The 23395-nt window shown below is 70.8% G+C and carries 22 protein-coding genes; 16 read left to right on the plus strand and 6 right to left on the minus strand.

Annotation, left to right across the window (positions count from 1 at the left end):
- Positions 1-75: 75 nt before the first annotated feature.
- From ACYU7L_RS05275 to dmpG, 4 genes are all read left to right on the plus strand, one after another.
- Positions 76-873, plus strand: coding sequence for an IclR family transcriptional regulator (locus ACYU7L_RS05275; RefSeq protein WP_460794236.1), 798 nt, complete (start codon positions 76-78; stop codon positions 871-873).
- Between the two features lie 200 nt (positions 874-1073).
- Positions 1074-1925, plus strand: a complete 852-nt coding sequence (locus ACYU7L_RS05280; RefSeq protein WP_460794237.1) for a 2-keto-4-pentenoate hydratase — start codon at positions 1074-1076, stop codon at positions 1923-1925.
- The gene (locus tag ACYU7L_RS05285; protein WP_460794238.1) at positions 1922-2875 is read left to right on the plus strand and encodes an acetaldehyde dehydrogenase (acetylating); all 954 of its coding nucleotides are present in this window, start codon (positions 1922-1924) and stop codon (positions 2873-2875) included. Before ACYU7L_RS05280 ends, ACYU7L_RS05285 begins: the two co-directional genes overlap by 4 nt.
- The gene (gene dmpG, locus ACYU7L_RS05290; protein ID WP_460794240.1) at positions 2872-3897 is read left to right on the plus strand and encodes a 4-hydroxy-2-oxovalerate aldolase; all 1026 of its coding nucleotides are present in this window, start codon (positions 2872-2874) and stop codon (positions 3895-3897) included. Before ACYU7L_RS05285 ends, dmpG begins: the two co-directional genes overlap by 4 nt.
- Positions 3898-3921: 24 nt before the next feature.
- On the opposite strand, the gene ACYU7L_RS05295 is transcribed toward dmpG, so the two are convergent.
- On the minus strand, positions 3922-4896 hold the full coding sequence (locus tag ACYU7L_RS05295) for a hypothetical protein (protein ID WP_460794241.1): 975 nt from the start codon (positions 4894-4896) through the stop codon (positions 3922-3924).
- Between the two features lie 54 nt (positions 4897-4950).
- Here ACYU7L_RS05295 and ACYU7L_RS05300 point away from each other — a divergent pair, with 54 nt between their 5' ends.
- From ACYU7L_RS05300 to ACYU7L_RS05315, 4 genes are all read left to right on the plus strand, one after another.
- Positions 4951-6141, plus strand: coding sequence for a DUF4185 domain-containing protein (locus ACYU7L_RS05300; protein WP_460794242.1), 1191 nt, complete (start codon positions 4951-4953; stop codon positions 6139-6141).
- 95 nt (positions 6142-6236) lie between these two features.
- Positions 6237-6707 carry an SRPBCC family protein gene (locus tag ACYU7L_RS05305; protein WP_460794243.1) on the plus strand — a complete coding sequence of 157 codons (471 nt, stop codon included), beginning with the start codon at positions 6237-6239 and terminating at the stop codon, positions 6705-6707.
- 82 nt (positions 6708-6789) lie between these two features.
- Positions 6790-8088, plus strand: coding sequence for a S1C family serine protease (locus tag ACYU7L_RS05310; protein WP_460794245.1), 1299 nt, complete (start codon positions 6790-6792; stop codon positions 8086-8088).
- Positions 8089-8472: 384 nt separating this feature from the next.
- Positions 8473-9411 carry an endonuclease/exonuclease/phosphatase family protein gene (locus ACYU7L_RS05315; protein ID WP_460794247.1) on the plus strand — a complete coding sequence of 313 codons (939 nt, stop codon included), beginning with the start codon at positions 8473-8475 and terminating at the stop codon, positions 9409-9411.
- Positions 9412-9426: 15 nt separating this feature from the next.
- Here the strand turns inward: ACYU7L_RS05315 and ACYU7L_RS05320 are convergent, their stop codons facing one another.
- From ACYU7L_RS05320 to ACYU7L_RS05330, 3 genes are all read right to left on the minus strand, one after another.
- Positions 9427-10326 carry a phosphatase PAP2 family protein gene (locus tag ACYU7L_RS05320; protein WP_460794248.1) on the minus strand — a complete coding sequence of 300 codons (900 nt, stop codon included), beginning with the start codon at positions 10324-10326 and terminating at the stop codon, positions 9427-9429.
- Positions 10327-10346: 20 nt separating this feature from the next.
- On the minus strand, positions 10347-12683 hold the full coding sequence (locus tag ACYU7L_RS05325) for an MMPL family transporter (protein ID WP_460794250.1): 2337 nt from the start codon (positions 12681-12683) through the stop codon (positions 10347-10349).
- A 62-nt stretch (positions 12684-12745) separates the two neighbouring features.
- Complete coding sequence (locus ACYU7L_RS05330) at positions 12746-13336, minus strand: TetR/AcrR family transcriptional regulator (protein ID WP_460794251.1); 591 nt, start codon at positions 13334-13336, stop codon at positions 12746-12748.
- Positions 13337-13457: 121 nt separating this feature from the next.
- On the opposite strand from ACYU7L_RS05330, the gene ACYU7L_RS05335 reads away from it, so the two are divergent.
- Complete coding sequence (locus ACYU7L_RS05335) at positions 13458-14048, plus strand: nitroreductase family protein (protein WP_460794253.1); 591 nt, start codon at positions 13458-13460, stop codon at positions 14046-14048.
- Between the two features lie 16 nt (positions 14049-14064).
- Here the strand turns inward: ACYU7L_RS05335 and ACYU7L_RS05340 are convergent, their stop codons facing one another.
- Complete coding sequence (locus tag ACYU7L_RS05340; protein WP_460794254.1) at positions 14065-14538, minus strand: SRPBCC family protein; 474 nt, start codon at positions 14536-14538, stop codon at positions 14065-14067.
- Positions 14538-14855 (minus strand): GNAT family N-acetyltransferase, encoded by a 318-nt coding sequence (locus ACYU7L_RS05345; RefSeq protein WP_460794255.1) that lies wholly within the window; start codon positions 14853-14855, stop codon positions 14538-14540. Before ACYU7L_RS05345 ends, ACYU7L_RS05340 begins: the two co-directional genes overlap by 1 nt.
- Before the next feature lie 123 nt (positions 14856-14978).
- Between ACYU7L_RS05345 and ACYU7L_RS05350 the strand changes: the two genes are divergently transcribed.
- From ACYU7L_RS05350 to ACYU7L_RS05380, 7 genes are all read left to right on the plus strand, one after another.
- Positions 14979-17096 carry a carbon starvation CstA family protein gene (locus tag ACYU7L_RS05350; RefSeq protein ID WP_460794256.1) on the plus strand — a complete coding sequence of 706 codons (2118 nt, stop codon included), beginning with the start codon at positions 14979-14981 and terminating at the stop codon, positions 17094-17096.
- Positions 17096-17272 carry a CstA-like transporter-associated (seleno)protein gene (locus ACYU7L_RS05355; protein WP_460794258.1) on the plus strand — a complete coding sequence of 59 codons (177 nt, stop codon included), beginning with the start codon at positions 17096-17098 and terminating at the stop codon, positions 17270-17272. The genes ACYU7L_RS05350 and ACYU7L_RS05355 overlap by 1 nt, the downstream gene beginning before the upstream one ends.
- Before the next feature lie 174 nt (positions 17273-17446).
- Positions 17447-19048, plus strand: coding sequence for a methyl-accepting chemotaxis protein (locus tag ACYU7L_RS05360; RefSeq protein WP_460794260.1), 1602 nt, complete (start codon positions 17447-17449; stop codon positions 19046-19048).
- 226 nt (positions 19049-19274) lie between these two features.
- The gene (locus ACYU7L_RS05365; protein ID WP_460794261.1) at positions 19275-20246 is read left to right on the plus strand and encodes an ABC transporter substrate-binding protein; all 972 of its coding nucleotides are present in this window, start codon (positions 19275-19277) and stop codon (positions 20244-20246) included.
- Positions 20243-21058 (plus strand): ABC transporter permease, encoded by an 816-nt coding sequence (locus ACYU7L_RS05370; protein WP_460794262.1) that lies wholly within the window; start codon positions 20243-20245, stop codon positions 21056-21058. The genes ACYU7L_RS05365 and ACYU7L_RS05370 overlap by 4 nt, the downstream gene beginning before the upstream one ends.
- Positions 21059-21068: 10 nt before the next feature.
- Positions 21069-21881: an ABC transporter ATP-binding protein gene (locus ACYU7L_RS05375; protein ID WP_460794263.1), complete on the plus strand. Its 813-nt coding sequence runs from the start codon at positions 21069-21071 to the stop codon at positions 21879-21881.
- 39 nt (positions 21882-21920) lie between these two features.
- Positions 21921-23294, plus strand: coding sequence for a malic enzyme-like NAD(P)-binding protein (locus ACYU7L_RS05380; RefSeq protein WP_460794264.1), 1374 nt, complete (start codon positions 21921-21923; stop codon positions 23292-23294).
- Positions 23295-23395 lie beyond the last annotated feature (101 nt).

Consider the following 23395-nt stretch of genomic DNA (forward strand, 5'->3'; position numbering starts at 1 on the left):
ACTCGGCGCAATTTCGCAGCCGAGTCGGCGCAATTTCACGCGCACGCAGTCTCGGATGAGCGTGGGGAGGCAGCAGTGAGCGAGTCAGCGAAGAACGCAGGGACCGAGCCTGTGCTCAACCCGGCCAGCGTGCTGGCGAAGGTGCTCCGGGTGCTGCAGGCGTTCACCGCCGAGGACACCGGTGTCACCCTGGCCGAGCTGGGTCGACGCACCGGCCTGCCGAAGGGCACCCTGCACCGCGTCGCCGCCGACCTCGTAGCGGGTGGGCTGCTCGACCGGGAGGGCCAGGACTACCGCCTCTCCGGACAGCTCTTCGCGCTCGGCATGCGCGCGTCGGTCGAGCGCGGGCTGCTCGAGGTGGCCACACCGTTCCTCGAGGACCTCTACGAGCGCACCCACGAGACGGTGCACCTGGGGCTGCGCGAGGACACCGAGGTGGTGTACGTCGCGAAGGTCGGCGGTCATCAGCAGGTGCGGTCGCCGTCCCGGCTGGGCGGTCGGATGCCGCTCCATGCGACGGCCATCGGCAAGGCCCTGCTCGCCCGCGCCCCCGAGGACGTGCGCGAGCGCGTGCTGGGGAGTGCCATGGCCCGCCTCACGCCGCGCACGATCGTCGCCCCCGGCATCCTGGCCCAGCAGCTCGAGACGATCGTGGAGGCGGGGGTGGCCTTCGAGTTCGAGGAGTCGGCGGTCGGCGTCGTCTGCGTGGCCGCTCCGATCCTCGACGGCCGCGACCGGGTGGTGGCCGCTGTCAGCGTGACCGGGCCGATCACCCGCTTCCAGCCGCAGCGGCACGCCGCCTCCGTGCACGCCGCGGCCGCCGGGATCGCGGCGACCCTCGCGCGCCGCGACGCGTTGCGTCGTACGGACTGACAACTTGCGCCGACTGGGCGGTGAAGATGCGCCGACTCGGCTGACAATTTGCGCCGACTGGGCGGTGAAGATGCGCCGACTGGGCTGGGTGGGGGGTTCCACTGAGTGGAACCTTCGGCTGTTGCGGGGTGGGGTGATGGCGGAAGGTGGGGGCACTGGCCCGCTGTGGCCTCCCACGATCTGCGAACCGGAAAGACCCGATGACGACTACCCCCCACGACTCGGCCCCCCGTCCGGAGTCACCGACGCCCGAGGCGATCACCGCGGCGGCGGACCGGCTGATCGCCGCGCTCACCGACCGTGAGCCCTGCGAGCCCGTCCGCGACCTGATCGGGTCCGACGACGTGGCGGCGGCCTACCGGGTCCAGGAGCAGCTGACCGCTGCTCGCCTGGCCGGCGGCGCGCGCATCGTCGGACGCAAGATCGGCGCCACGTCCGAGGCCGTGCAGACCCAGCTCGGCGTCGACCAGCCCGACTTCGGCGTGCTCTTCGACGACATGGACTGCAGCGCCGACGGCGTCGTCCCGATGGATCGTCTGCTGCAGCCCAAGGCCGAGGCCGAGGTGGCGTTCGTGCTCTCGCAGGACCTGGCCGAGGGCCCCCTGGACGTGGCGCAGGTCCGCGGCGCGGTCGAGTACGCCGTGGTCGCGCTCGAGATCGTCGACTCGCGGATCGGCAACTGGAACATCTCCTTCGGCGACACCGTCGCCGACAACGCCTCCAGCGGGCTCTACGTCCTCGGCTCCGAGCGGCAAACCCTCGACGAGGTCGAGCCGGTCGAGGTCGAGATGTCGATGAGCATCGACGGCGAGATCGTCTCCACCGGCAACGGCGCCGCCTGCCTCGGCGACCCGCTGAACGCCCTGTCCTGGCTGGCACGGATGGCCCGTGACCACGGTGAGCCGCTGCGCGCCGGCCAGGTCATCCTCTCCGGCGCGCTCGGCCCGATGCGTCCCGTCGAGCCCGGCGCCATCGTCACCGCCGTGATCAGCGGCCTCGGCAGCGTCACCGCCCACTTCACGAGCCCCGACCCGCAGGGAGAAGCGTCATGAGTGAGAAGAAGACCAAGGTCGCCATCATCGGCTCCGGCAACATCGGCACCGACCTGATGATCAAGGTGATGCGCCTCTCGAAGAACCTCGAGATGGGCGCGATGGTCGGCATCGACCCCGACTCCGATGGCCTGGCCCGCGCCGCGCGCTTCAAGGTGCCGACCACCCACGAGGGCGTCGACGGGCTGATGGCGATGGAGGGCTTCGACGACATCGAGATCGTCTTCGACGCGACCTCGGCCAAGGCCCACATCGCCAACGCCGCCAAGCTGCAGCCGCTGGGCAAGCGGATGATCGACCTCACCCCGGCCGCCATCGGCCCGTTCGTGGTGCCGGCGGTCAACATCGAGGAGCACCTCGACGAGCCCAACGCCAACATGGTCACCTGCGGCGGCCAGGCCACGATCCCGATCGTCGCGGCCGTCTCGCGCGTCGTACCGGTCGCCTATGCCGAGATCGTCGCCTCGATCGCGTCGAAGTCCGCCGGGCCCGGCACCCGCGCCAACATCGACGAGTTCACCGAGACCACCTCGCACGCCATCGAGAAGGTCGGCGGCGCCGAGCGTGGCAAGGCCGTCATCATCCTCAACCCCGCCGAGCCGCCGCTGATCATGCGCGACACGGTCTTCTGCCTGGTCGCGGCGCCCGACGAGTCGATGCACGACGAGATTCGGGCGTCGGTCGAGAAGATGGTCGGCGACGTCGCCGCCTACGTGCCGGGCTACCGGCTCAAGCAGCAGGTCCAGATCACGGAGATCCCCGAGGACCAGCCGGTGCACACGCTGTTCAAGGAAGGCACCAGCACCCGCCCGACCCACCAGGTGTCGGTCTTCCTTGAGGTGGAGGGCGCCGCCCACTACCTCCCGGCCTACGCCGGCAACCTCGACATCATGACCTCCGCGGCGCTGCAGATGGCCGAGCGGATCGCCCAGAAGGGGGCCACCCGATGACCACCGAGCTCTTCATCCAGGACGTCACGCTGCGCGACGGCATGCACGCCGTACGCCACCGGATCACGCCCGACAACGTCGGCCGGATCGTTGCCGCCCTCGACGCGGCCGGCGTCGACGCCATCGAGGTCGCGCACGGCGACGGCCTGGCAGGTGGGTCGGTCAACTACGGCCCCGGGTCCCACACCGACTGGGAGTGGATCGAGGCGGCCGCCGCCAACATCGACAAGGCCCGGCTGACCACGCTGCTGCTGCCCGGCGTCGGCACCATCGAGGAGCTCAAGCACGCCTACAGCCTGGGCGTCCGCTCGGTGCGCGTCGCCACCCACTGCACCGAGGCCGACGTCTCCGCGCAGCACATCGCGACCGCCCGCGAGATCGGCATGGACGTGGCCGGCTTCTTGATGATGAGCCACATGGCACCTGCCGACGAGCTCGCCAAGCAGGCCAAGCTGATGGAGTCGTACGGCGCGCACTGCGTCTACGTCACCGACTCCGGCGGCCGGCTCACGATGAACGGGGTGGCCGACCGGGTGCGGGCCTACCGCGACATCCTCGACGCGGGCACCGAGATCGGCATCCACGCCCACGAGAACCTCTCGCTCTCGGTGGCCAACTCCGTCGTCGCCGTCGAGAACGGCGTGACCCGCGTCGACGCGTCGCTGGCCGGACACGGCGCCGGGGCCGGCAACTGCCCGATCGAGGCGTTCATCGCGGTCGCGGACATCTACGAGTGGAACCACCGCTGCGACGTCTTCGCGCTCCAGGACGCCGCCGACGACATCGTCCGCCCGCTGCAGGACCGTCCGGTGCGGGTGGACCGCGAGACGCTCACGCTGGGGTACGCCGGGGTCTACTCGAGCTTCCTGCGCCACGCCGAGGCCGCCTCCCAGCGCTACGGCATCGACGTCCGCTCGATCCTGATGGAGGCCGGCCGGCGTCGTCTCGTCGGTGGCCAGGAGGACATGATCGTGGACATCGCGCTCAACATGGTCGCGGAGCGCGACGCCCAGGCCAGCTGAGCGTCGTACGGCGGCCGCCGAGCCTCAGGCGGCCGCCGTGACCCGCCGCTCGTGGCGGGCGAGGGCGAGGGTGAGGAGCGGGACCAGCGCCCACACCAGCAGCACCAGGACCGGGCGAGCCGGGACGTCGTCGAAGAAGACCAGCCCGTTGACCGCCTCGATCGTCGCCCCGTGCGGGGTGAGCTGGGTCAGCAGCGGCCACGGCAGCGGGAGCAGCGACGGGTCGCGCAGCGTCGCCAGCGGCATGGCCAGGAGCAGGAACCCGGCGCTCGCTGCCCCGATGCCGGCGAGGCCGAAGAGGCTCTCGAAAGCGAGCATCACCCAGGCGGCGACGAGCATCGCGGCGCCGGCGATTGCCCACAGCTGCCACAGGTCGACGGCATAGAGTGACCGGGTCGCCACAGCGGCCACCAGTCCGAGGATCGAGCAGACCGCCGTCAGCCCGACCAACCGCAGCGCCGCGTGGGTGCCGGTCCGGGCGACCGGCCCGCGGACCATCGTGAGTGCGGCGGCCAGCAGGAAGCCCACGACCACCCAGGCCCCCGACAGCAGGTGCGCCCACGTGCGCTCGGCCCCCGGGTTCTGGGCCGTCTCGAGCACCCGGACCTCCAGCTCGCGGCCGTACGACGCGCCGACGGCGGCGACGCGCACCTCGATCGCCTCGCGCAGCGCCGGGTCGTCGGCCGTGGACACGAGCAGACGGTCGCGGTCCGCGACCAGGTCGACCAGGACGGCAGCGGTGACGTCGCCCTCCTGGACGCGGGTGCGGGCCTCGGCGGCGTCGGCCAGTGCAGCGGCCTGGAACGGCTCGCCGGGCAGCGCCTCGGCCCGCTCCGCGAGGCTCTGCGCGACGATCGGCGGAGCGGCGATCACCAGCGAGACGTGATGGGGCGCACCCACGCTGCTCGCGAGCTGCAGGGCGAGCCCGACGTGCACGAGGGCCACGAGGGCGACGAGGATGAGCACGGGACGCGGGAATGCCTGCCCTAGCGTCGCCATGGGCCGAGCCTAACCGCGCCGACGGGCGCACGAGACTGCAGGACGGGAGGTCCGATGGGTGCACAGCCACACGGGACCCGCCTGCCGTGGCGGCTGCGCGTCCTCGGGGTCGTGGCCCCGGTGATGGTGCTCTCCCTGGGCTCGATCCTGGTCGTCCCGGACGTCGAGGTCGACCTGGACCCGCCCGCCGTACCGCTCGCCAGCGAGACGCAGTGCCTGCCCACCGGTCGGCTCGACTCCGTCCGCGACCTCAACGCCTTCGCCGACGAGGTGCGCGGGGGCGGCGAGTTCGCCGGCGCCGACGTCGGGGCCGACGTGACGCTGCAGGACGGGCGCCGGCTGTGGGTCTTCGCCGACACGCTGCGCGCGGTCGACTTCGACGGGCAGCGGTTCGTGCGCAACTCGATGCTGGCGTTCTCGTCCGAGTGCGTCCAGGTCGTCCTCCCGGCGGACCACGGTGCCCTCATCCCCGACCGCGCCGACGGGGTCGGCTACTGGCCGATGTCCGTGGGCCGCGTCGAGCGTCCCGGCTACGACCTCGTCGCGGTCCTCACCCAACGGGTGCAGGCGACGGACGGGCCGGACGGCATCTTCGCCTTCGACATCCTGGGACCGTCGGCCGCGGTGTTCGTCGTACTCCGCGGCGAGACGCCCCAGCTGATCGCGCAGCAGGACCTCGGCCCGGACGACCCCGACACGACGCGACCGGTCTGGGGTGCCGCGTCGGCGGTGTCGGGCGACTGGCTCTACCTCTACGGCACCTCCCGTCCTGCGGGGGAGGGCATCTTCGGGTTCGCGCTGCGCGTAGCGCGGGTGCGGCCCGAGCAGATCCTCGAGCAGAGGCGCTGGGAGTACTGGGACGGCGAGCGCTGGCAGGGCGACGCCGACGATGCGGCGGAACTGATCGGGGCGCAGGGTGGTGTCTCCCAGACGCTGAGCGTGTTCGAGAAGAACGGGCGCTGGTATGCGCTGAGCAAACGCGACGAGTTCCTCGGCACCGACCTGGTCGTCTGGACGGCGCCCTCGCCCGAGGGGCCCTTCACGGACCCGGTCGTGCTCGCCCAGCTGCCGTCGATCAGCGAGACCGGCGAGCTGCGCTACATGCCGCTGGCCCACCCCGACCTGCTCCCGCGCCGGGACTCCGTGGTGGTCTCCTACAGCCGCAACTACACCGACGCCTCCAAGGTCCAGGAGAACCCGTTCCTCTACCGGCCGGCGTTCCTGCGGGTGCCGCTGCCGGGGTAGGGCTGGCAGGGACCCGGACCCCGTGCAGGTGCCCGCTAGGCTGAACGCGCTTCCGCGCCGAGGCTCTTCACCGCCGAGGAAAGGTCCTTTCTCGCATGAACCGCTTCCGTACGTCGACGGAGTCGCAAGCCGTCGTCCCCGCTCCTCGCGAGGAGATCTGGGCGGTGCTCACCGACCCGGACCTGCTCACCAGGTTCACGCCGTTCCTGGCCAACATCGAGGCGGACGGCGACTACTGGCGCTGGGAGATGAGCAAGCTCCCGGTCCTCGGCATCAGCGTCGCGCCCTCCTTCACCGAGCGGATGGTCTTCGACGAGCTGAACCGCATCGACTACGTCCACGAGCCGCCGCCCGGCGCCGTGGAGCACGCCGGCGTCAACGGCTGGTACGTGATGAAGGACGCAGGCGAGGGCACCCATCTCTCGATCAGTCTCGGCGTCGAGGTCGAGCTGCCGCTGGCGCGGATCGCCGCCCCGGCGGTGCAGGCCGCGATGAAGGGCGTCGTGCTGACGATGGGGCACCAGTTCTCGGCCAACCTGATGAAGCACCTCGGCGTCGAGCACTGAGCAGGGCCAGGCGGCCGGGGTTCACAGCAAGCTCACAGGCTGCTCCCATCCTGATCCGAGGTACGGCGGGTTTCGTGGAGGCATGAGCAGCTCCGACCCCTTCCAGACGCCCCGGGCGGCATCGCCTCAACCGACGTCGGCCCCCTCCTACTCCTACGCCCAGCACCCGTTCAGCCACCAACCGCCTCCGTCGAGGCGGCCGGGCTGGAAGCCGGTGATCCTCAGCGGTCTCGCCGGGGCCGTGGCCGGAGCCGTGCTCTCGGCCGGCGTGGCCGTCCCGCTCACGATGGTGCTGACCGACGACGAGCCGGTGATCAGCTCCACGGACCGGGGCGCGGGCACCGGTGACTCGGACCAGGGCGGCACGGGGACCGAGCTGCCCGACGGCGGCTTCGGCGCCGGCGGCGGAATCCAGGGCATCCCCTCGAGCCTCACCGGCGTCGAGGCCAGCGAGGAGCAGTCCGCGGGCGTCGTGCTCGTCGAGTCCCTGATGCGGGGAGGGGCGGGCGCCGGCACCGGCATGGTGCTCACGTCCGGCGGGCTGGTGCTGACGAACTACCACGTCGTCGAGGACTCCACCGAGGTCCAGGTGAGCGTCGCCGTCGACGGCACGACGTACGGCGCGGAGCTGGTCGGCGCCGACGAGACGGCCGACGTCGCCCTGCTGCAGCTCGAGGACGCCTCGGGTCTGGACACCGTGGCGCTGGACGATGACGGCGATGCGGTCGTCGGCGCGGGCGTGACCGCGATCGGCAACGCGCAGGGCCAGGGATTCCTCTCGGCGATGACGGGCTCGGTCACCGCGCTCGAGCAGCAGATCACCACCTCGGACAAGATGGGCTTCGGTGCGACCGATGCCGAGCTGACCGGCCTGCTGCAGACCGATGCGGCGGTGGTGTCGGGCTACTCCGGCGGGCCGATGCTCGACGACCAGGGGGAGGTCGTCGGCATCAGCACGGCCGCGTCGATGAACGCGGCCCAGAACCGCGGCGGCCAGAACGGTGGCGCCCAGAACCGTGGCGCGCAGAGCTACGCCGTGCCGATCGAGGACGCGCTCGCGATCGTCGACCGGATCGAGGACGGCGACGAGAGCGGGACCGTGCGGATCGGGCCCGGTGCCTACCTCGGCATCGGGGCCCAGACCACCGCCGACGGTGTGGGGGTGGCCGAGGTCGAGACGGGCAGCGCCACCGACGACGTCGGCCTGGTCGTCGGGGATGTGATCACCGCGCTCGACGGGTCGGCGCTCACCTCGCTCAGCGACCTGACCGCCCGGCTCGCGACGTACGAGCCGGGAGAGCAGGTGGAGCTCACCTGGACGACGAGGGCCGGCGAGACCCGCGCGGCCACCGTCACCCTCGGGGAGAGCCCGGTCAACTGACCCCGCCTAGCACGAGACAGGCGCGTCGCCCCGTGTCGCAGTCGTCGTGCCAGTGACATCTCCCACGTGGCGGTAAGTGGCAATCGCCTGCCCGAGACGTCTGTAGATAGCAGACTTTCTCTCCGGCGCGGCCCCAGGGACGGGGCCTCGCCACGTGTCAGGTACGGCTCTTCAAGCGCAAGGACGCGCGAATGCTTCGCTACGGCGGGCTCTCATGCCTTGGGCTCGTGGGGGCGACGTAGAAAGACGCTCGCCCACGGGGGGCATGCGCGCAGCGAGAGTCGGTACAGGGAAGTGCGTCACCACCACGTGGAGAGTCGTCCGCGCCATCCAGCTCCGCGACGGATCCGGGCCCGCCACCTCGCCCCGCTGGCTGCTGCCTGCTTGCTGACGACCGTCGTGATCTCCGGCCCAGAGTCCGTCGCCGTCGCCGACGACGCTGACGTCGTCCGGGCTCAGGTCGGCTCAGTGGTTGGGCCACGGCCCGGCGCCGGGCCAGGGTCCGGGCCCGGGAAGATCGGCAAGAACCCCGTTGCGCTGAGGGTCGGGACGCTCAACACGCGTTTCGACAAGGTCGGCGACGCGGCGTTCCTCGACCAGCTCGACACGCTTCACCGTCAGGGCCCGAACGTGCTCCTGCTCCAGGAGACCCAGCACCGGTTGCGCCCGATGAGGCGGTGGGCAGCGAAGCACCGCTACTTCCTCTATGCGCCTGGGAGCGGGTCGTCCTCCCGGCACGAGTCGGTCGTGCTGTTCCGCAGGGACGGCCGCTTCACCTTCCGCTCCGCGGACCTGCGCCTGGGCTCGGGCCACGTCCGCCGTGAGGGCGGCGTGAAGATGGCTCCGCGCTACATCGCCACCGTCCGCGTGCTCGACCGCCGTACGAACCGCCACCTCGCGTTCTCGTCGACCCACGCGGTCCCCGAGGTCCAGTACTGGCCCGGCGAGAAGGTCATGCCGCGTCGCGGCACCTCGACGCTGCGCGCCTTCCTCGGGCACATGCGGGCCATCAGGAGCCAGGTGAAAGCGAACGCCAGGCAGGGCGCGATCAGCATCCTGGGCGGGGATCTCAACGCCGGCGCCGAGTACGAGGATGCGTGGAAGGGCTTCATGAGCGATGCCTTCGGCTCGCTGATGGTCTCCAACCACCGGGTGCTGGGCCAGGTGCCGACGTTCGTCGCCGACAGCGACAACCAGGAGCGCTCGATCGACTACATCTTCGCGTCTCGCTCGCCCGGCATCACCTTCGTCTCCCAGCAGACCATGGACGTGGTCAGCGACCACCATGCGCTGATCGTCAGCTTCCTGGTCACGCCCCGCTGAGCCGAGCCCGGCCACCTAGGAGCGGTGGGACATCCCGTCGCCGGGGGAGCACACGAGCTCGTCGGAGCCGTCGGAATCGTGGTGCGGACGTCGCTGATTGGGCAGAGACGACAGGTCGTTTCCGGTTTTCGATGCCGTTGGGGACCAAACGGCATCAGGTACGGCGCCCCTCCGCGGCCGCAGCACCCAGAGCGCGCCGACCACCAGGCCGCAGCCGACGACGGCGTCGAGCCAGTAGTGGTTGGCGGTGACGACGACGACGGCGAGCGTGATCGCCGGGTGCAGCGCCCACAGCCAGCGCCACCGCGTTCGTCCGGGGACGATGAGGACGATTGCCACGAGCAGCGCCCAGCCGACGTGGAAGCTCGGCATCGCGGCGTACTCGTTGGAGAGCCCGGAGAGGACCGGCGCGGCATAGACCGAGTCGCCGCCCTGGAGGGCGGTGTCGACCATGCCGAGCTCGACGAGCAGGCGCGGCGGGGTCACCGGGACCACCATGTGGACGAACATGCCGATGCCGGTGGCGGCGAGCAGGGAGCGCTTGGCCCAGTGGTAGGTCTCCCGGCGGCGCAGGAAGAGCCACAGCAGGAGCCCGAAGGCCACGGGGAAGTGCGCCACCGCGTAGTAGCGGTTCGCGCTCTCGATGAGGAGATCGTGGTCGATGAGCTGCGCTTGGATCCAGACCTCGGTCGGCAGCGGCAGCCACTCCTGGAGGCGCAGGATCGCCCGAGCGTTGTCGTCGGCGCGGGCGACGTCGTCGGCGGCGAGGATGCGCCCGAGGTTGTAGACGCCGAACGCGAGCAGGAGCTGGGCGAGCTCGCGGACGAGCGAGCGCAGGGTGGCGCCGGCGATCGAGAGCCTCCCGAGACGGGACATGACCCCGAACGAGCCGGGTCGCGGTTCGTTCGGGGTCATGTCAGTGCAGTTCTCTCAGGTCAGGCGTCGACGAGTGCGTCGTCGGTGGTGTGCATGTCGGCCATGTGGGGACGGTCGAGCTTCTCGCCCTCCACGTCGACCTCGGGCAGGATCCGGTCGAGCCACTTCGGGAGCCACCAGGCCTTCTCGCCGAGCAGGAACATCAGCGCCGGGATCAGCGCCATCCGCACCACGAAGGCGTCGAAGAAGACGGCGATGGCGAGGGCGAAGCCCATCGACTTGATGATCGGCTCGTCGATCAGGATGAAGGCCGCGAAGACCGCCATCATGATCACCGCGGCGGCCGCGACGACGCGGGCGCTGTTGCGGAATCCGTCCACCACCGCGTGGTCGGTGGTCGCGCCGTGCACGTGGGCCTCACGCATCCGGGTCACCAGGAACACCTGGTAGTCCATCGCGAGGCCGAACACGAGCCCGATCAGGAAGATCGGCATGAAGCTGACGATCGGCTGGCCCTCGAACCACCCGAACGCACCCTCCTGGAAGACCGCGACCGTGGCGCCGAGCGTGGCGAGCACCGACAGCAGGAACCCGAACGTCGCGGTGAGCGGCACCAGGATCGAGCGGAAGACCAGCACCAGGAGCACGAACGCCAGACCGATGACGACGGCGAGGTAGATCGGCAGCGCGTCGGAGAGTCGGTCGGACACGTCGGTGGTGATGGCGGTCAGGCCGGTCACGCCCATGGTCGTGCCGGTGTCCGCCTCGATCTGGTCCTGACCGTCGCGCAGGTCGTTGAGCAGGTCCTGCGTCTCGGTGTCCTCGGCGCCGAACTCCGGGGTGATCATGATCTGTGCACCCGTGGCGGGGCCGGTGGGCTCGCCCTGGGCGTTGGTCTCGGCGTTGGTGACGACCATCTGGGCGTTCTTCACGCCCTCCTGCTCGGAGGCCCAGGCGGTGACCTCGCCGAACGCCGCCATCCGCTCGTCGTCGTCGGAGATGTCGCGCCCGTCGACGACCAGCAGCATCGGGGCGTCGCGACCGGGACCGAAGGACTCGGCGACCAGGTCGGAGGCCTTGCGCTGGGTCTTGTCGGCCGACGCGGTGCTGTCGGTCGGGAAGGCCAGGTGCAGGTCCTTGAGCGGGATGGCGAGTGCGCCGAGCCCGACGATCACCAGCAGCGCCACCAGCAGCGGGGCGCGGCGCACCATGCGCGACCAGCGCACGCCGTTGTTGAGCAGGCGGCCGTCGGCCTCGCGCTTCGGGTGCGCCTTGCGGACCCGGGCGCCGAAGGCCTTGGTCTTGAGCAGGCCGAGGACGGCAGGCAGCAGGGTGAGCGCGACCAGGACCGCGATCAGCACGGTGGCGGCGGCGGCGATACCCATCGAGGTGAGGAAGGGGATCCGGACGACGGCGAGGGCGGACAGTGCGATCAGCACGGTCAGGCCGGCGAAGACGACGGCCGAGCCGGCGGTGCCGACGGCGACGCCGGTGGCCTCCTCGCGGTCGTCGGTGTGGTCGAGCTCGTTGCGGTAGCGGGCCAGGATGAACAGTGCGTAGTCGATACCGACCGCGAGGCCGATCATCGTGGCGAGCATCGGTGTGGTCGAGCCGATGTCGAAGAACGCCGTCATGCCGGTGATGCCGGTGATGCCCAACGCGACGCCGATCATCGCGGTGATGACGGGCAGGCCGGCGGCCACGAGCGAGCCGAAGGTCAGGATCAGGACCAGGACGGCGACTGCGATGCCGAGCAGCTCCGACTTGCCGCTGATCTCGAGCATGGCGGTGGTGCCGGACCCGTTGGCCTCGACGGTCAGGCTGTCGGAGCGCGCGTCGTCCAGCGTCTCCATCAGCTCCTCGATGGTCGCCGGCTCCACGTCGGCGATGGTCTCCACGTCGAAGTCCCAGGTGATGGTGCCCACCCGGCCGTCCTCCGACAGCGGGGACAGCGCGTCGGCGTTGGCCTGCGCCACGTCCCGGGGCGTGCCAGCGGCCACGGAGGCCTCGACCAGCTGCTCCTCCTGCGCGGCGGCCGCGTCGACGGGGTTGGCCAGCGGCGACTCCGGCATCTGGGGCAGCTCGGCGAGGTCGGCGATGAGCGCGTCGACGGCCTTGCGGTTCTGCGGGTCGTCGAGCGACTCACCCTCGGGCACCGCGACGACGACCTTGACCGTGGCCTGGTCGAAGGCGTCGGTCGCCCCGGGGAAGAGCTCGGCCTGGAGGTCGGCGGCCTTCTCCGAGGGGATGCCGGGGATCGAGAACGCGTCGGACATCGGCTTGGACATCGTCGCTGCGAACGTCCCGACCGCGAGCATGGCGATCAGCCACGCGGCGATGAAGATCGGCCACCGCCGGTAGGCGGTCTTGCCGAGTCGGTAGAGCAGGGTTGCCATGGGGTTCTCTCCTGAGAAGGCAGGGCGGGTGGCCCGGGAAGGGAGCGGGGGTGGTCGAGGGGTCAGGCGAGGAGCTGCCGGACCTCGTTGAGCACGTTGTCGTAGGCGGTGGCCAGGTCGCGTTCGAGCGGGTCGGTCAGGAACATCTCGAGGGCGGAGTCGAACAGGCCGGCGATGAGGCGTACGGCGATCTGGGCGCGCTGGGCGTCGAAGCCCGCGCCCTCACGCTGCCGGATCTCCTCGACGATCTGGCCGCTCAGGACCACGAAGCGGTCGTGGGCTGCCGCGAGCAGCCGGGGGGTGGCGAGCAGGATGCAGCGGGTGCGGGCGACGTCCTCGCGGGTGAGCTCCCGGTCGTCGAGCAGCTCGACGCACAGGTCGCGCAGGTCGTGGACCAGGTTGCTGCCCGCCCCCCGGGCGCGGAAGCGCTCGACCGACTCGGGGGAGAACTCAGGCGGCACGCCCAGCACGGCGTCGAGCTTGCTGGGGTAGTAGTTGAACAGGGTCCGGCGCGAGACCCCCGCAGCCTCCCCGAGATCCTCCATCGTGAAGCCCTCGAGCCCATGCTCCTGGGTCAGCTTCTGGGCGCAGACCGAGATGCGGTGCTTGGTCGCCTCACGGCGGCCCTCTCGCGTCGTTGCACTTTCGGTCATGTAGTGCAGTTTTGCACTCTGTCCCAAGAAGTGCACCATTCGCGCCATGTGATCCTGCTCGCACAGGCGTCGTCCGGGCCCGCAGGGGAGCCGCGGATGCTAGGCCCTGATACTGGATTGCGTGCCCGCTTGCGACCTGACGCCCGTCCTCCGCGATCGTTGGAGCCCCAGCATCTTCGACCCTACCCACCGGCTGACCGACACGGATCTGGAGACGCTGCTCTCCGCGGCTCGCTGGGCTCCGAGCGCCGGCAACTCCCAACCCTGGGCCTTCCTGGTCGCCCGGCGCGGCAGCTCGGCACACGACGTGGTCATGGAGGCGCTCAGCCGCGGCAACAGGGGCTGGGTCCCGAACGCCTCGGCGGTGCTCGTCAACCTCACCCAGACCGGTGACGACCCCGAGGTGGAGAAGCCCGCCTACACCGACTACGCGACGTACGACCTGGGGCAGGCGGTGGCCCACCTGACCGTCCAGGCCGTGGCGATGGGGCTGCACGCCCACCAGTTCGCCGGCTTCGACCACGACCTGCTCGCCGAGCGGCTCGAGGTGCCCGCCCACTTCACGGTGACGACGTGCGTGGCCGTCGGTCGCCACGGCGACCCGGCGGCCGCGGACGAGGGACTGCGCGAACGCGAGGCGCGGGCCCGGCACCGCAAGGAGCTCGACGAGTTCGTCTTCGCCGGGACGTGGGGCTCGCCCTGGCGGGAGTGAGTCAGCCCGGGTCAGGTCAGAGCCGGTCGAGGACGACCGGGTCCTGGCACGCCTTCGCCCACGCGTCGATCCGCGCCCGGATCTCCCGGCCCAGCAGCCACTGGCCGATCGGCTCGGCGACGAAGCGCAGCCAGGCGGGTCGCACGGAGTAGGTGTACTTCCACACGGCACGCGTGCCGTCCACCCCGTCACGGGCGTCCGGGACGAAGCGCCAGCCACCGCCGAAGGACTCGAAGAACCACGGTCCCGTCACCATCGTCATCCCGACGGAGGTGGGCGGGCGGTAGGAGACGTACTCCGAGACCATCCGCGGCCCGACCCGGGCCCGGGTGTGCGTGCGCAAGCCCTTGGCGGGCCGCTCCGCCCCGATCAGGTGCTGCTCGCGGATGAAGGGGTCCCAGCGCATCCGGAGGTCCCCGGTCGTCTGCGAGACCGCGAACGCCGTGTCGGGAGCGACCGGCACCCACGTCTCGGCGCTGACCTGGGGCATCAGCCGGCCTGGTCGAGCCCGAACTCCCCGCGCCGGTCGGCGGGCACGAGGTCGGCGTACTCGCCGTTGCGCTGGATGAACTTCGTGAAGAACGCGCACGTGGGGATGGCGGCCAGCCCCTGCTCGCGGGCGTAGCCGAGCGCGCCGGTGGCGAGCTCCTTGGCCAGTCCTCGTCCCTCGAAGGCGGAGTCGACCTCGGTGTGGGTGAAGTCCACCACCTGGTCCGAGAGCTCGTAGTCCACGAAGCCGGCGAGCCGGCCGTCGTCGAAGACCTCGAACCGCGTCTGGTCGGGGTTGTGCTTCACCTCGGCAGTCATGCCCGGGACGGTACCCGGCTGCCGGCGCGACACGCCTGCCCGCGTGACGTGTGACACGTGTCTCGGGGGGCAGAGTGATGGAGGTGCGGTCACCCCGACCGCCGGGCAACTCGGGAGCAGCACATGTCGACCACCCTCCGTCCCTCCTCGCCGCCACCCACGCCCCGCGGTCGGCTCGACCCCAAGCAGCTGGTGATCTGGGGGCTGGTCGCCGCCGTCGGCGCCGTCTGCTGGGCGGTGCTGGCCCTCTCGCGCGGCGAGGAGGTGTCCGCGCTCTGGATCCTGTTCGCGGCGCTGTCGTCGTACGCCATCGCCTACCGGTTCTACTCCCGCTTCATCGCCGAGAAGGTGCTCGGCGTCGACGACACCCGGGCCACGCCGGCCGAGCGCCTCGAGAACGGCGTCGACTTCGAGCCGACGGACAAGCGGGTCCTCTTCGGCCACCACTTCGCGGCCATCGCCGGCGCCGGGCCGCTCGTCGGGCCGGTGCTCGCGGCGCAGATGGGCTATCTGCCGGGCACGATCTGGATCATCGTCGGCGTCATCCTGGCCGGGGCCGTGCAGGACATGGTGGTGCTGTTCTTCTCGATGCGCCGCGACGGCAAGTCGCTGGGCCAGATGGTCCGGGAGGAGATCGGCGTCGTCGGCGGCACCGCCGCGCTGATCGCGGTCTTCGCGATCATGATCATCATCCTGGCCGTGCTCGCGCTCGTCGTCGTCAACGCGCTGGCGGAGTCGCCGTGGGGCGTCTTCTCGATCGGGCTGACGATCCCGATCGCGCTCTTCATGGGGTGGTACCTGCGCACCCTGCGCCCGGGCAAAGTCCTCGAGGTCACCGGGATCGGCGTGGTGCTGCTCCTGCTCGCGATCGCCGGCGGCTCCTACGTCGAGGAGATGGGCCTGGAGAGCGCACTCACGCTGGACAAGGAGACGCTCACGCTGATGCTCGTGGGCTACGGCTTCGTCGCGTCGATCCTGCCGGTGTGGATGCTGCTCACGCCGCGCGACTACCTCTCGACCTTCATGAAGATCGGCGTCATCCTGCTGCTGGCCGTCGGCCTGATCCTGGCCAACCCCGTGCTCGCGGCGCCCGACGTGTCGACGTTCGCCACCGAGGGCACCGGCCCGGTCTTCGCCGGCAAGCTCTTCCCCTTCGTGTTCATCACGATCGCCTGCGGGGCGCTGTCGGGCTTCCACGCGCTCATCGCGTCGGGCACCACCCCCAAGATGGTGCAGAAGGAGGGCCACGTCCGGATGATCGGCTACGGCGGGATGCTGATGGAGTCGTTCGTCGCCATCTCCGCGCTGATCGCCGCCTGCGTCATCGACCAGGGCATCTACTTCGCGATCAACGCCCCCGCCGGCGCGACGGGCGGCACGCCGGAGGCGGCCGCCGACTTCGTCAAGACGCTGGGCTTCACGATCTCCCCGTCCGACCTCACCGCGGCGGCGGCCGCGATCGAGGAGGACACGCTGATCTCGCGCACCGGCGGGGCCCCGACGTTGGCCTTCGGGATCTCGCAGATCTTCACCGACGCCTTCGGCGGCGGGCTGGCGGCGTTCTGGTACCACTTCGCGATCATGTTCGAGGCGCTGTTCATCCTCACCGCCGTCGACGCCGGCACCCGCGTGGGCCGCTTCATGCTGCAGGACACGGTCGGCAACTTCTGGCCCCGCTACGGCGACGTCTCCTGGAAGCCTGCCTCGTGGTCGGCCAGCGCCGTGGTCGTCGGGCTCTGGGGCTACATGCTCTACGTCGGCGTCACCGACCCGCTCGGCGGCATCAACCAGCTCTTCCCGCTCTTCGGCATCGCCAACCAGCTGCTCGCCGCGATCGCGCTGACCCTCTGCGTCACTCTGCTGGTCAAGCACGGCAAGGCCAAGTGGGCCTGGGTGCCGGGCATCGGCCTGGCCTGGGATCTCATCGTCACGATGACCGCCAGCTGGCAGAAGATCTTCAGCGACGATCCCAAGATCGGCTACTTCAAGCAGGCGTCGGTCTACCGCGACGCCAAGGACGCGGGCGAGGTGATCGCGCCGGCGGCCGACGCGGAGCAGATGCAGCAGATCATCAACAACTCGATCCTCAACGGGACCCTGCAGAGCACGTTCGCGCTGCTGGTCATCGTCATCGTCGCCAACGCCGCCTGGGTCGTGGTGCGTGCCCTGCGCTCGGGCGGCCCCGGGGGCGAGGTCGCGACCACCGAGGTGCCCAAGGTGGAGTCGGAGCTGGTGGCGTGATGACCGGCTTCTGGGCCCGGGCCCGCTGGTACCTCGCCGAGATCTCCGGCGACGCCCGCTATGAGCGGTACGTTGCGCGCTGTGAGGCCGCGGGGGAGGCGGCGCGCGATCGCGCGTCGTACGAGCGTCACCGGTCGGCGTACCGCGATGCGCACCCCGAGGGGCGATGCTGCTGAGAGTCAGGGCTGGGGGCGGCGCGCCGCGCCAGGTGAGCGGAGACACACAGGTACTTGAGGACTAAATGACCCGAGCTCTCAAGACCTGTGCTGGGGAGCCGATCCTCAGGGGTGACAGGCAGCCCACCCCCGATATCGGGCACGCCTCCCTCTTCCCCTGATCGAAGGACCGACATGGACGTCACCCCCAGCAGCGAGACGCACCGCCGCTTCCGACTCGCCGACCTCAGCATCCGCCTCAAGATCTCCGCGGCCCTCGGGCTGCTGATGACGGTCTCCCTGGCCCTCGGCGTGGTGGCGATCTGGTCGACCAGCGAGCTCGCCGACGTGCGCGACGACGAGCTGAGCCGCTCCGTGCCCTACGTCACCCTGCTGCAGGACATCCAGCTGGGCGCGAAGTCCATCGCCAACGACGAGCGAGGGCTGCTGCTGACCGGCGACCCCGAGTTCGCGGCGAGCATCGAGGAGAAGACCCTCGAGCTCGAGGCCGACTTCGAGGAGGCTCGCAAGCTGGCCCCCAACGACGCCGCCCGGGCCCAGCTCGAGACCGCTAGCGAGCAGATGCTCGCGTGGGGCGACTCGCTCACCAAGGAGTTCGAGCTCGCTGCGACCGACCCCAAGGCGGCCGTTGCCCTGAGCGTCGGCAAGAGCCGCGACCTCCGCAAGGTCTACGAGGACACCCTCGCCGAGGCGACCCTCGAGGCGCAGGAGTCGATCCAGAACGGCACCGAGTTCTCCGAGCGCGTCGACACCGCCCGGACCACCCTGATCGCCATCCTCCTGGTCGGCGCCCTGCTGTCCGTGCTCGCCGCCTGGTGGCTCATCCGCAGCATCGTGCCCCGGCTGCAGCGCACGCTGGTGATCCTCAAGGCGATCGCCGGCAACGACCTCACCCAGACCCTCGACGACGACGGCCGTGACGAGATCGGCGCCATCGCAGCCGGCGTGAACGGCGCGACGGGCGGCGTCGGCGAGCTGGTGCGCCTGATCCGGGCCAGCGCCGAGTCCCTCTCGGGTGCCGCCCACCAGATGTCGACCACGTCGCAGCAGATCGCCGGCTCGGCCGACGAGTCCGCCTCGCAGGCCAACATCGTGTCGGCGGCCGCGGAGCAGGTGTCCCACAACGTGCAGACGGTCGCGACCGGGACCGAGGAGATGTCGGCCTCGATCCGTGAGATCGCGAAGAACGCCTCGGACGCGGCCGAGGTCGCAGCCCAGGCCGTCACCGTGGCCGAGGCCACCAACGCGACGGTGGCCAAGCTGGGTGAGTCCTCGGCCGAGATCGGCAACGTGATCAAGGTGATCAACTCGATCGCGGAGCAGACCAACCTGCTGGCCCTCAACGCCACGATCGAGGCCGCGCGCGCCGGCGAGGCCGGCAAGGGGTTCGCGGTGGTGGCCAACGAGGTCAAGGAGCTGGCCCAGGAGACGGGCAAGGCGACCGAGGACATCGGCGGCCGGATCGAGGCCATCCAGGCCGACACCGCGGCGGCCGTCGCGGCGATCGCTGAGATCGGGCACATCATCGCCTCGATCAACGACACCCAGACCACCATCGCCTCGGCGGTGGAGGAGCAGACCGCGACGACCAACGAGATGGGTCGCAACGTGAGCGAGGCCGCCACCGGCGCTTCGCAGATCGCCGCGAACATCACCTCGGTCGCGCAGACCGCCTCCGACACCAGCGAGGGCGCGGCCAGCACGCAGGTCGCCACCGAGGAGCTCATCCGGATGGCCTCCGACCTCACCGAGCAGGTGGCGCTCTTCCGCGTCTGAGCACCGCCAGCACCGCACCGACCCCGGGTCGTGTGTCCGAGGGCGCGCCAGAGCGCGTCGTCGGGCACACGACCCGGAGTCGCGTGGGCCGGAGCGGAGACGAAACATCCGTTCCAGTGATGCGTCGGCCGCAGAAACAGCGGCTTTACGTCCGCGCAACGCAGCCGAACGACAGTGATCGCGGCGGGCAGGGAGCCCGCCCAGCGCGATCATCTGTGGGGTTCACATGCGTCCTCTCGACTCAACGTCTCGTCTGACCCGACTCCTCGCGGGCGCGTCGGCCGCCGTCCTGGTGGCCGGTCTCGCTGCCGGCTGCAGCTCCGAGGAGGACGCCGCCGCGGGCGACGTCGTCAAGGTCGGCACCCTGCGAGGCCAGCCCCACTTCTACGCGCCGTACCTCTACGAGGACCACGCGTCCGGCGACGTCACATACGAGGTGGTCGCCCTCGACACCGCGCCTGCCCTGAGCGACGCGCTGGTCAGCGGCCAGATCGACTTCGCCGTCGGCAGCATCACCGCCACCATCGGCTCCGACGCCCAGGGCCGCGACCTCAAGGTCGTGGCGGGGGCGGCCGACGGCGGCAGCGGCTTCGTCGGCAACGACTCCATCGGCGAGATCGGCGACCTGGTCGGCAAGAAGCTGGGCTACCTCGCCTCCAGCTCGCAGGAGGTGGCGCTGCGGCTCACCCTCGAGGAGGCCGGCGTCGACATCGAGCAGATCGACCTGGTCTCGCTCAAGGCCACCGAGTTCTTCGGCGCCTTCGACTCCGGACAGATCGACGCGTTCTTCGCCCCGGAGATCGCGGTCTCGCTCGCCCTGGCCAAGGGCGGGCACGAGATCGCCTCGCCCTACGACACCCCGATCGCCAAGGTGAACCTCGGCCTGATCACGACCGGCGAGATGATCGAGAAGGACGCCGACCTGGTCCAGGAGGTCGTCGACACCCACGCCGCCGCCACCGACTACATGGTCGAGAATCAGGACGAGTGGCTGCCCGAGCTCGTCGAGACCTACGGCGGCGACCAGGCGACGTTCGAGGTCGCGCTCGACAACTTCTGGCTGCGCGCCGACCTCTCGGAGGAGTACCAGACCCAGATCCAGGCCCTCATCGACCAGCTCGAGCGACTCGGCCTGGTCGAGGACGCGCCCGCCATCGACGCGGTCGTGGACGACTCCTTCGCCCCCGAGGCGTCGTGAGCGGGGCGCTGCTGCGCGCGTCGCGTCGTACGGCGATCGCCCTGGTCGTGCCGGTGCTGATGCTGATCGGCTGGCACCAGGGGGTGGAGCAGCGGTGGGTGCTGCCCTTCGAGATCAAGATGGGCTTCCTGCCGCCGCCGTGGGACGTCGCGCGCGGGATGTGGGACTTCGCCTTCGGCGGCGTGCTCGACGACGCCTACAGCGGCAAGCTGTGGGAGCACCTGTGGGCGAGTACGACGCGGGTGCTGGCCGGCTTCGGCCTGGCGGCGGCGCTGGCGATCCCGCTCGGAGTGCTGATGGGGCGCTACCCGCTCGTCAACGCGGCCCTCGACCCGACCGTCAACCTGTTCCGGCCGATCCCGGCCACGGCCTGGGTGCCGCTGGTGCTGCTCGTGATCGGCTTCGGCTCGCAGGCCACGATCTTCCTGATCCTGATCTCGAGCTTCTTCCCCATCCTGATCAACACGGTCGCCGCCGTACGCCAGGTGCCCGAGCGGATGGTCGAGGCCGCCCAGATGCTCGGGACCAGCCGGCTCGGGATCCTGGCCAAGGTCGTCGTCCCGGCGGCCACGCCCGGCATCGTCAGCGGGCTGCGGATCGGCCTCGGGCTGGCTTGGGTGATCCTCGTGCTGGGGGAGAGCAACGGCATCGAGCTCGGCCTCGGCGGCGTGATCAACCTGGCCCGCGAGCTCGCCCGCACCGACCTGATCGTGGTCGGCATGGTCTACATCGGGCTGGCCGGCCTGCTCTCGGACCGGCTGCTGCTCCTGATCCTGCGGGGCGCCTTCGGGCGCCGTCCGCTCACGCGCTGAGGAGGCGACGATGACCGTCGAGACGACACGGGCCCTGGCCCAGCTGAAGGCCGGCACCGGCACGGTGCTGGTGGAGGGACTGTCGAAGCGCTACGGCCCGCCCGGCAGGGGGGTGGACGCCATCGCCGGGCTGGACCTGGAGATCCCGGCCGGCGAGTTCGTCGCGCTGGTGGGGGCGTCGGGCTGCGGCAAGAGCACGCTGCTGCGGATCCTCGCGGGCTTCGAGGACGCGACCGGCGGACGGGTCGAGGTGGGGGGCCGGCAGGTGCGTGGCCCCGGGCCCGACCGCGGGGTGGTCTTCCAGGACTACGGGCTCTTCCCGTGGCTGAGCGTCGCGGAGAACGTCCGCTTCGGGCTGCGCCAGCGCGGGATCCCGCGCGCCGCGGCTCGGCGCCAGGCCGCGACCTTCATCGAGCTGGTCGGGCTGACCCGCTTCGCTGACCGCTTCCCCGGGGAGCTCTCCGGCGGCATGCAGCAGCGGGTCGCGATCGCCCGGGTGCTGGCCAACGAGCCGGCCGTGCTGCTGATGGACGAGCCGTTCGGCGCTCTCGACGCGCTCACCCGGTCCTCGCTGCAGCGCGAGCTGAGCCGGCTCCACGTCGAGACCGGGACCACCGTCGTCTTCGTGACGCACTCGATCGAGGAGGCGGTCTTCCTCGCCGACCGGGTCGTGGTGATGACCGGCGGCGCCTCGCACGGCGTGCCCGGGTCGATCGCCCAGGTCGTGCCGGTCCAGCTCGGCCCCGACCGCGACGTCAACGCGCCGGACTTCAACGAGCTCGAGCGGACCATCTCCGCGCTGGTGCATGCGGGCGTGGGGTGACTTTGTAGTAACCGGGGTGGGGTAGCAGAGTGCGGTTCCATGGCCGCCACCGCTTCGTCGTACTCGATCACCATGCGTCTGCACGCCGACCCCGACCACGGCGTCGTGGGGGCGGTGGCCACCACGATCGCCGAGGCCGGGGGCGTCGTCACCGCGATCGACGTCACCGAGTCGAGCGCCCACCTCCTGGTGGCAGACGTGACCTGCTCGGCGATCGACGAGGCGCACTCGCGCGCCCTCGCGGCGTCGGTCGGGCAGATCGAGGGCGTGCGGGTCCACAAGGTCAGCGACCGGACCTTCCTGCTCCACATCGGCGGCAAGATCGAGGTCACCTCGAAGGTCCCGCTGCGCACCCGTGACGACCTCTCGATGGCGTACACCCCGGGTGTCGGCCGGGTCAGCTCGGCGCTGGCCCGCCACCCCGAGGACGTGTGGCGGCTGACGACCAAGGGCAACACGGTCGCGGTCGTCACGGACGGCTCGGCGGTCCTCGGGCTCGGCAACATCGGGCCCGGGGCCGCCCTGCCGGTGATGGAGGGCAAGGCGGCGCTGTTCAAGAGGTTCGCCGACATCGATGCCTGGCCGATCTGCCTGGCCACGCAGGACACCGACGAGATCGTCAAGGCCGTCGAGATGATCGCCCCCGGCTTCGGCGGCATCAACCTCGAGGACATCGCCGCGCCCCGGTGCTTCGAGATCGAGCGCCGGCTGCGCGAGAGCCTCGACATCCCGGTCTTCCACGACGACCAGCACGGTACGGCGATCGTGGTGCTGGCCGCGCTCACCAACGCACTGCGGGTGGTCGGCAAGAGGCTATCCGAGGTGCGCCTCGCCGTCTCCGGCGGTGGCGCGGCGGGGACGGCGATCGTCACGCTGCTCCTGGCGGCGGGCGTCACCGACGTCGTGGTCTGGGACAAGGAGGGCTGCCTGTGCGAGGACGACGAGTCGCTGTCCCCGAGCAAGGCGCGCCTGGCCGCGATGACCAACCCGCGCAAGGTGCGCGGTGACCTGCGCGCCGCGCTCGCCGGCGCCGACGTCTTCATCGGCGTCTCCGGACCGGGCCTGCTGCGTGCCGAGTGGATCAAGGACATGGCCCCCGACCCGGTCGTCTTCGCGCTCGCCAACCCCGACCCGGAGGTCGACCCGGCCGAGGCCGACAAGTACGCCGCCGTCGTCGCCAGCGGGCGTTCGGACTACCCCAACCAGATCAACAACGTGCTCGCCTTCCCCGGCGTCTTCCGCGGCCTGCTCGACGCCCGCGCCTCCGACGTCACCACCGACATGCTGCTGCGCGCCGCCGACGCCATCGCGGGCGTCGTCACCGATGCCGAGCTCAACGCGAGCTTCATCATCCCCTCGGTGTTCCACCCCGACGTGACGAAGACGGTCGCCGCCGCCATCGCCGGCCCCTGAGCGCCGGCGCGCGCCGTACGCGCCGCGCTCGCGCCGCCGCCCGCCGTACCCGCAGCTGTAACGCGGGGTTATCCGATCTACCGCAGCGGTATTTCGCTGTG

The sequence above is a fragment of the Nocardioides pacificus genome (genome assembly GCF_054775955.1).